The sequence below is a fragment of the Streptomyces sp. NPDC005774 genome, from assembly GCF_042871645.1.
Lineage (GTDB): Bacteria > Actinomycetota > Actinomycetes > Streptomycetales > Streptomycetaceae > Streptomyces > Streptomyces pratens.
The window spans coordinates 1-7,950 of record NZ_JBIAIV010000079.1 but is presented as its reverse complement, the minus strand read 5'-3'; the positions used below and the strand labels follow the sequence as shown (position 1 = coordinate 7,950).

Sequence of the window (7,950 nt, the reverse complement as noted above, 5' to 3'; positions counted from 1 at the left end):
GTTAACCGCCACGGCCATTGTCATAGCCGCAGTCGTTGTTCCACCAGGAGTGGCCGTCCTCGCAGCGCTGGCTGTGGCTGTAGTTCTGAGGGGAGGCCGAAGCGGTGCCTGCTGTGCCGACGGCGACACCGCCGGCCATCAGCAGCCCTGCGACTGACGCCGTGGCGAGGCGCCTTGCGCGTTGTGTTCGCATGGGAAATACCTTTCGCTCCATCGTCTCCCGCGTCCCGAATAAGGAGTGCGGGAATGGATGGCCGCAGCCGCAAACGAAAATTGCGACAGGGTCTTTGAATGTCACTGCATGCCGATCCGGTGCACGGGCTCGACCGCCGACGCCTCCAGGCCGCCCGTCGGTACACGCGGGCGATCACTGTGGCCATGGTCCGCTCGGTTCGGGAACCGGTCGGCCGGGCGTGCCGTGCTTGCGGCATTCACTCAATGAGCCTAGTCACGCCTCGGCACATCGGCATCTCGGGAGACCCATCGCGTTCAGCCGTCACCGCGGGATCCGGACCACGCCCTCCTGGATCACTGAGACGGCGAGCCTGGCGGCTATGTCCGGTGGCGCCGTCACCGGGCGACTCTGTGCCGGGAGGCCGGCCGTCCGGGAGTCCGGATCCGTACGAGCCGACGCACTCACGCGCCCATCTCCGCGTCGTGGCCGCGAGCCCGGCGTCGACGAACTTGCCTTCCTTGGCAACGGTCGGGGTCGGCGCCGGCTTCGCCTTGGCGGTGGACTTACACCGTGTCCTACATGGTCAGTTTGAGGTCGCGCTTGCAGCAGCAGAGGGCGGCGGCGAGGGCGTGCTGGGTATCACCGCGGCGTGCCGGCTGACCGGCCGCTCCCGGGCCACCCACTACCGCCGGCTCCGGCCGGCACCACCGCGCAAAGAACGTGCCCCGCGAGTGCAGCCGTCGGCCCTGACGGCCGAAGAACGGGCCGCGGTACTGGAGTTGATGAACAGCGACGAGTACGCCGAACTGGCGCCCGCGCAGCTCTGGGCCCGCGAGCTGGACGCCGGGCGCTGCCACCGCTCCGCCTCCACGACGCACCGGATCCTGCCCGAGCACGGTCAGGCGGGCGAGCACCGACGACAGGCCACCTACCCCGCCAGGGCGGTGCCCGAGCCGGTCGCCACCGCCCCGTCGCAGGTGTTCACCTGCGACATCACCAAGACCACCGGACCGGCCAGGGGCATCTGGCATCACGCCTGCGTCATCATCGACATCTTCAGCCGCTACCGCGTCGGCCACACCGTCGAGGCCGCCGGATCGGCCGTGCGGGCCGAGGAGCTGATCCGCGAGACCATCGCCCGCAACGGCATCGTGCCCGGGACCGTGCCCACCGACCGCGGCACCTCGATGACGAGCGGGAAGGACTCCCGGCTGCTGATCGATCTGGGGGGTGACAAGGTCGCACTCGCGGCCGAAGGTCTCCAACGACAACCCCTACAGCGAGGCCCAGTTCAAGACCACGAAGTACATGGCGGACCATCCCGAACGGTTCGACTCGCCGGCCCACGCCCACGAGTGGTTCGACGCGTTCATCTTCGAATTCACTGTCGTCCCGGACACCCCGCCACCCGTCCGACCAGCCGTGGTCGGGCCGCGCACGGTGCGGATGAAGGCGTGGTCGGGTCCGTGGTCGCCCCGACCACGACGGCCCGGCCCGTGTTCCACAGCAGCACCCGAGCGGGTGTCTTTCCCTCGCGTACGCGAGGGCAGTACTAGCGATTGACGGCTCGCATCCCTGCCTCGTCATACCGCTCACCCACAGCCTCGGGCAGCTCCACATCGATGCGGGCCAGGTCGTCCTCGGTCAGTGCAATGTCAACCGCGGCGGCGTTCTGTTCCAGGTAGGTGCGGCGCTTGGTACCCGGGATCGGCACCAGGTCCTCGCCCCGGGCCAGCACCCAGGCGATGGCCAACTGGGCTGGGGTCACGTCCTTTTCGGCGGCGATCTCCTTCACTTTTGCCGCCAGCCGGAGGTTCGCCTCCAGATTGGCGTCCTGAAAGCGCGGGTTCTCGCGGCGCCAGTCGTTCGCATCCAGCTCGTCCGGCGAGGTGAACCGCCCGGCGAGAAAACCGCGGCCGAGTGGCGAGTACGGCACAAAGCCGATGACCAACTCCCGGCAGACGGGCAGCACCTCGGCCTCCACATCCCGTGACCACAGCGAGTACTCACTCTGCACCGCAGCGATCGGGTGCACGGCGTGGGCACGCCGGATGGTCTCCGCGCTCGCCTCGCTCAGGCCGATATACCGCACCTTTCCCTCGGCGACCAGCTCGCCCAGCGCGCCGACCGTCTCCTCGATGGGTACGTTCGGGTCGACTCGGTGCTGGTAATACAAGTCGATGTGGTCAGTCCCCAGGCGCTTCAGGGAACCATGGACCGAGCTCCGAACGTGCTCGGCCGAGCCATCCTGCGGGCCGACCGTGCTGATGTCGCCGGGTACGGCGTTGTCCATCCGATAGTTGAACTTCGTCGCGATCACGTACTCGTCGCGATGCCCTCGGATCGCCTCGCCGACGAGCGACTCGTTGGTGAGTGGCCCGTACATCTGTGCGGTGTCGAGGAAGTCCACTCCGAGGTCGAGGGCACGCCGGATGGTCGCGATCCCCTCCTCCTGATCGGCAGATCCGTAGAAGGCGGACATGCCCATGCACCCCAGGCCGATGGCCGATACCTGGAGGTCCCGCAGACTGCGCTTCTGCATTCCGTGTCCCAACCTTTCCCTGCACACTCGTTCGCCGTTCGGACGGCACGAAGCCCTTCATCCATCTAGCGACAAATTCCACCGCCCGGCATCCTGTGAGAGGCATCGGGCAACACCGGCTTCACGGCGGCGGGTGTGCGGTCGATCGCCGCACTTCCGATCACCTGGACCGGGCCGGTCTGCGGGCGTACCCAGGCCGAGAGCAATTCTGCGACGGCAAGCGCGGAGAAACCCGCCAGGTCGAGGGCGGCCGCGCCCGCCTCCCGCACAAACTCGCCAGAAACCCCTGGCAGACCCCCACCACCGTCAACCACTGACCCCTTGTCAGCGCGGTCTCGAGGATGCCTTGACGGCGCCTGTTCCGACGGACGTTGAGACAGGCCATACCCCAAAGTGGGCTGCTGCCGGATTCATTCGCACTGGGCAGAGCATGGTTCCGACGGTTCGGTCGATTTACCTTGAACCTGGACAGCGGGTGGCCGACATCGAGAAGTAACGCCGAACGTGTCTGGCCCGTGCCGCAGGGGGCAGGCCGACAAGCTGAGGGCTCCCGCCGAACCGCGTTATGTCCCGGCGCGGGTGGGCGGGCACCGCGATCAGCTGCAGCGGGAGGAGCTGTGGGGCACCCAGCCGGCTGCGTCAGGCGCACTCGGCTGCGGCGTAGAGCGGCTGAGACGCCACGTGCTTTGCGGGTTCGGTGCCTGCATGCGCAACACCGGTCGTGTCGGCGGGCGATCGGGGATTCCGCACTCTCCGGCCTGATCAGGCGGCCGGCTGCAGTCGGACACAGCATTGTCCGGGGCTGGGCGCCAGGCACGCCTGGAGTCCTGCCTCGTCCCTGCCCTCGAGGACACCGCGAAGCAGGTGGAGGTTCATGCCGCACACCGTCCGGGTGTGCTCCCGGGCCAGCGCGTGGAAGGGGCAGTTCGCCAGAACGATGGCGTCGCCCTCGTGGCGTGGCTCGAAGCCGTAGCGCTCCAGCAGGTCGAAGACGTTCGTCTTGTTCTGCTCGCCCAGTTGCATGCCGAGTTCTCCGGCCTTGCGGTGCAGCACCTTGCGCACCGGCTCACCTGTCGCGTCGGATTCCTCCACAGCTTGGGCAAGGAGTTGTCCGGCCAGCTCGTAGCGGCGGTCCGGCAGGCTGATGGCGACCTGCTTCGTCGAGCGGCGGTAGAGCTTGGCCGGCCTTCCCGCGCCCGGTCCGGAGCGTCCGCTGCGGCGCTCGTAGACGACGTCCAGCAGCGATTCGTCGGCCAGCCGGTCCAAGTGGAACGCGACGGTCCGCCGAGCCAGCCCGAGGGCGGCGGCCGCCTCGTCACGGCCGACGGGACTCGGCTGACGTATCACATGGTCGTACAGCCTCCTGCGGGTCGGCTCGTCAAGGGCGGCGATGGCGGAGACATCCGGGTCGCGTACTTCCTTCGGGGTGTCCACGAACACCAGTGTAAAACCCACAGCCATTGACTATAGACAGGATCGGCGCTTCTATTACCAATGAACATTGCCGATAGAAGGAGGGGGCCATGTTCTCCGTAACCACAAGCACCACCTCCGCCGCTCCGCGGCGGGCGGTGCTCACCGACCCCGGCTACCAGGCGTTCGTGATCCTGCGTGCCGGCTTCACGGTGGCGCCGATCCTGTTCGGGCTGGACAAGTTCACCAACCTGCTCGTGGACTGGCCCATCTACCTCGCGCCGTGGATCGACGACCTCGTTCCCGGCAGCGCCCAAGCGGCCATGTACGCGGTGGGGATGATCGAGATCGTGGCCGGCCTCGCCGTGGCGCTGGCTCCGCGCTTCGGGGGCTGGCTCGTGGCCAGCTGGCTGGCCGGCATCATCGTCAACCTGCTGACCATCCCGGACTACTACGACATCGCCCTGCGCGACTTCGGACTGCTCCTCGGCGCCGTCGCGCTCGCACGGCTCGCCCAGCACTACCACGCCGAGCGGCGGCCGTGAACAGACGCCGAGCGCACTGAGCCCCTCCAGCGGGTGGAGTCTCACGGCACCACCCGCAGTGCCGCGCCTCCTCTGATCGCCTGGAATCCTGATCAGCCGCGCGCGAGCGCGATGGAGCAGATCCGATGAGACGGTGAAGCCGTGGGCACTTCTCCCAGAGCCGATCGCCATCGCCTGGTGGCGCGGACCGGTGGCTACGTGCCGCTCCGTGACTACGCGGTGATCGGCGACGGCCGGGCCGCGGCACTGGTCGCCCGCGACGGGTCGGTGGACTGGCTCGGACTGCCGGATCTGGACTCGCCCGCGGTATTCGGTGCTGTGCTCGACGCACACCGCGGCGGCCGGTTCCTCCTGGAACCGGCGGTGCCCTACCGCAGTGAACTCCGCTATCTGCCCGGCACGAACGTCCTGGAGACGACTTTCGTCGCCCCCCAGGGCACCGTGCGTGTTACCGACGCGCTGACCCTGCACGACGAGGTCGCGCTCGTTCCGATGCGTGAGTTGCAACGGCGTGTCGATGGCGTGTCCGGGGCCGTACGGATGCATTGGAGGGTGCAGCCTCGATTCGGCTACGGCACCCGCCCCACTCGCCTGGTCCGGCGCGCGGGGGTGCCGGTGGCGACAGCCGGTGCAGACGCACTCGCCATATGTACCTGGAAGGCCGGCGAACCCCGGTGCGAGGGGGATGCGATCAAGGGCAGCTTCCTCACGGCGCCGAGCGGTAGCACCCTGATCGCCATGCCGTTCGCTCATCAGGAACCGCTGGTCCTGCCGACCCGCGCCGAATGCGACGTACGCCTGGAACATACGTGTGCGGCCTGGCGGCGCTGGGCGGACGACCGGATCTGCTCCGGCAGATGGCACCAGGCGGTGATGCGCAGCCTGCTCACCTTGAAAATGCTGGTCTTCGCCCCGTCCGGCGCGGTCGCGGCCGCAGTGACCACATCACTGCCGGAACACGTCAGCGGCGAGCGCAACTGGGACTACCGCTTCTCCTGGGTCCGCGACTCCGCCTTCACCCTGGCCGCCTTCCTCCAGCTGCTCGGCTGCCCCACGGAAGCACACGCCTACTTCTGGTGGCTGATGCACGCCTCCCAGCTCACCCACCCCACCTGCAGGTCCTCTACCGCCTGGACGGCGGCGCCCACACCACGGAAGAGACCCTTCCCTGGGAGGGTTATCGCGGCTCATTGCCGGTCCGGACCGGCAATGCGGCCGCCCGTCAAATCCAGCTCGACACCTACGGCGAGCTGATGCAGACCGCCTCGCTGTACGCGCAGGCCGCCGGACGGCTGGACTCGGACGTCGCCCGGCGCCTGGCAGAACTCGCCAACCTGGTCTGCACCACGTGACAGGATCCCGACTCGGGCATCTGGGAGGTACGCAGCGCACCCCGCCACTTCACCCAGTCAAAGATGATGTGCTGGGTGGCGCTCGACCGCGCAGCAGCACTCGCCGAGCGCCGCTTGATTCCAGACCGGAACCTGGTCGCCTGGCAGTCCGCCCGCGAAGAGATCGCCACGTTCATCGAAACCCGCTGCGTCGCGCCACGCCGCAACTGCTACGTGCGCTCCGCCGGCAGCGAGGACCTGGACGCCGCCGTCCTCCTCGGCCACCTCTACGGCTACGACGGCGACGTTCGGCGCATGCGTGCCACGATCACGGCCATCGGACAAGAACTGCGGCACGGACCGTTCGTCGACCGCTACTCCGGTGAAGACGGCCTGAGCGGACCCGAGGGCGCCTTCCTCGCCTGCTCCTTCTGGCTCGCCGAATCACTCGCCCGCACCGGACAGTTCACCCAGGCCACTGAATTGATGGACCACCTGGTCGATCTGGCCAACGACGTCGGTCTCTACAGCGAGGAGATCGACCCGGCCACCGGTGACTTCCTGGGAAACCTGCCCCAGGGGCTGAGCCACTTGGCGCCCATCTCCTTGCCGCCTGCGCCATCGACGCCGACGGCAAGGAGATGGGCGGATGAGCGCGTGGGGAACGGTCGCCGGGGCGTTCGTCGGCACACTGGTGCTGACCACCGCGTTGCGCGCCGCCGGCGAGATGCGCCTGACGCGCATGGACCTGCCCTTCCTGCTCGGCACGGCGGTGACCGTCAACCGCACGCGCGCCAAGGCCGTCGGCTACCTGATGCACTTCCTCAACGGCGAGATCTTCGCGTTCATGTACTACGCAGTCTTCCTCGCGATCGGCACGGCCGGCTGGTGGCTGGGCGCCCTCTTCGGTCTCCTGCACGGTCCGTTCGCCGGCACCGCGTTGGTCAGCGTTCTCCTGCCGCTCATCCACCCCCGGATGGACAGCCCTCTCACCAGCGCCCCCGAGGTGGCCCTTCTGGAACCACCCGGCTTCCTGATGCTCAACTACGGACCGAGCACTCCCGTGGTCACTGCCCTCGCCCACATCGGCTACGGAGCCATCGTCGGAGGCTTCACCATGCTCGCAGCCTGACAGTCAAACCGGCTGCCGAGTAGCCGAGGGGAATCTCACCCCTCGGCTCTCACAGAACCGTGCGTAACAGTCGCCCGTTACACGGCTCTTGTCGTTCTGATCAGCAGGCCAGTACGGCATCCGTCGTCAGGCGCCAGTGCGCGAACATGTGGGGGTATCGCTGAGCGATCTCCACGAGTTTCGCGTGGGCCTTCCGTCTGCCCGCGAGCCGCTTGTACTTCTGGCGGATCCAGCGCACCAGGTAGGCGTTGATGCGCATCGCGAAGGTGCGTAACTCCCACGGCCGGAACCGGCTGTAGTAGTTGAGCCAGCCCGCCACCACAGGGTTGATCCTGCGGGCGAGCTCGTTCAGAGAAAGGTCCGAGCGGGTGTGCAGGTGCCAGGAGCGCACCTCCCGGCTCATCCTCTTCAGGGCATCCTTGCTGACCGCCGGGTCGAACGACAGGAACTGCCTGCCGTGCCGGTTCCGGCTTCGCCTGGCGCGGAAGGTGTATCCGAGGAAGGTGAACGCGGTGTGCTCGTAGGAGCCTCGGCGTGAGCCGTCCTGGCAGTACACGATCCGGGTCTTGGCCGGGTGCAGTTGCAGCCCGACCTCGGCCATCCTCTCCGTGAGCGAGGCCAGCACCTGGCGGGCCTCGTGCTCGGAGACGCAGTGCAGCACTGCATCGTCCGCATAGCGCTCGAACCAGACGGCCGGGAACTCCCGCGCCATCCACGTGTCGAGTAGGGTCGGGGACTGGCGCGGTGGATGAGTCCCCGTTTCCAGTCCCCGCCGCTTCAAACCGGACATGCGGTTCTCCCGCATCCGGCTT

At 67.9% G+C, this 7,950-nt stretch carries 8 protein-coding genes and 1 pseudogene; 5 read left to right on the top strand and 4 right to left on the bottom strand.

What is annotated here, in order from left to right; genetic code table 11:
• Window position 1: 1 nt before the first annotated feature.
• Window positions 2–193 (bottom strand): hypothetical protein, encoded by a 192-nt coding sequence (locus ACFYQA_RS36935; protein ID WP_388927670.1) that lies wholly within the window; start codon window positions 191–193, stop codon window positions 2–4.
• A 611-nt stretch (window positions 194–804) separates the two neighbouring features.
• Between ACFYQA_RS36935 and ACFYQA_RS36930 the strand changes: the two genes are divergently transcribed.
• On the top strand, window positions 805–1,731 hold the full coding sequence (locus tag ACFYQA_RS36930) for a DDE-type integrase/transposase/recombinase (RefSeq protein ID WP_388927668.1): 927 nt from the start codon (window positions 805–807) through the stop codon (window positions 1,729–1,731).
• Here ACFYQA_RS36930 and ACFYQA_RS36925 read toward each other — a convergent pair.
• Window positions 1,728–2,717 (bottom strand): aldo/keto reductase, encoded by a 990-nt coding sequence (locus ACFYQA_RS36925; protein WP_388927664.1) that lies wholly within the window; start codon window positions 2,715–2,717, stop codon window positions 1,728–1,730. The genes ACFYQA_RS36930 and ACFYQA_RS36925 overlap by 4 nt on opposite strands.
• A 762-nt stretch (window positions 2,718–3,479) precedes the next feature.
• The gene (locus ACFYQA_RS36920) at window positions 3,480–4,157 is read right to left on the bottom strand and encodes a helix-turn-helix transcriptional regulator (protein ID WP_388927710.1); all 678 of its coding nucleotides are present in this window, start codon (window positions 4,155–4,157) and stop codon (window positions 3,480–3,482) included.
• Between the two features lie 83 nt (window positions 4,158–4,240).
• Between ACFYQA_RS36920 and ACFYQA_RS36915 the strand changes: the two genes are divergently transcribed.
• From ACFYQA_RS36915 to ACFYQA_RS36900, 4 genes and pseudogenes are all read left to right on the top strand, one after another.
• On the top strand, window positions 4,241–4,675 hold the full coding sequence (locus ACFYQA_RS36915) for a hypothetical protein (protein ID WP_388927661.1): 435 nt from the start codon (window positions 4,241–4,243) through the stop codon (window positions 4,673–4,675).
• 141 nt (window positions 4,676–4,816) lie between these two features.
• A complete protein-coding gene (locus ACFYQA_RS36910) occupies window positions 4,817–5,929 on the top strand; it encodes a glycoside hydrolase family 15 protein (RefSeq protein WP_388927658.1) in 1,113 nt (370 codons plus the stop codon).
• A pseudogene (locus ACFYQA_RS36905) lies at window positions 5,866–6,552 on the top strand (glycoside hydrolase family 15 protein); the annotation flags it as partial. The gene ACFYQA_RS36910 and the pseudogene ACFYQA_RS36905, both read left to right, overlap by 64 nt.
• Window positions 6,553–6,655: 103 nt before the next feature.
• Window positions 6,656–7,138: a hypothetical protein gene (locus ACFYQA_RS36900; RefSeq protein WP_388927655.1), complete on the top strand. Its 483-nt coding sequence runs from the start codon at window positions 6,656–6,658 to the stop codon at window positions 7,136–7,138.
• A gap of 100 nt (window positions 7,139–7,238) precedes the next feature.
• On the opposite strand, the gene ACFYQA_RS36895 is transcribed toward ACFYQA_RS36900, so the two are convergent.
• A partial coding sequence (locus ACFYQA_RS36895; RefSeq protein WP_388927652.1) for a group II intron maturase-specific domain-containing protein occupies window positions 7,239–7,950 on the bottom strand: 712 nt, incomplete at its 5' end.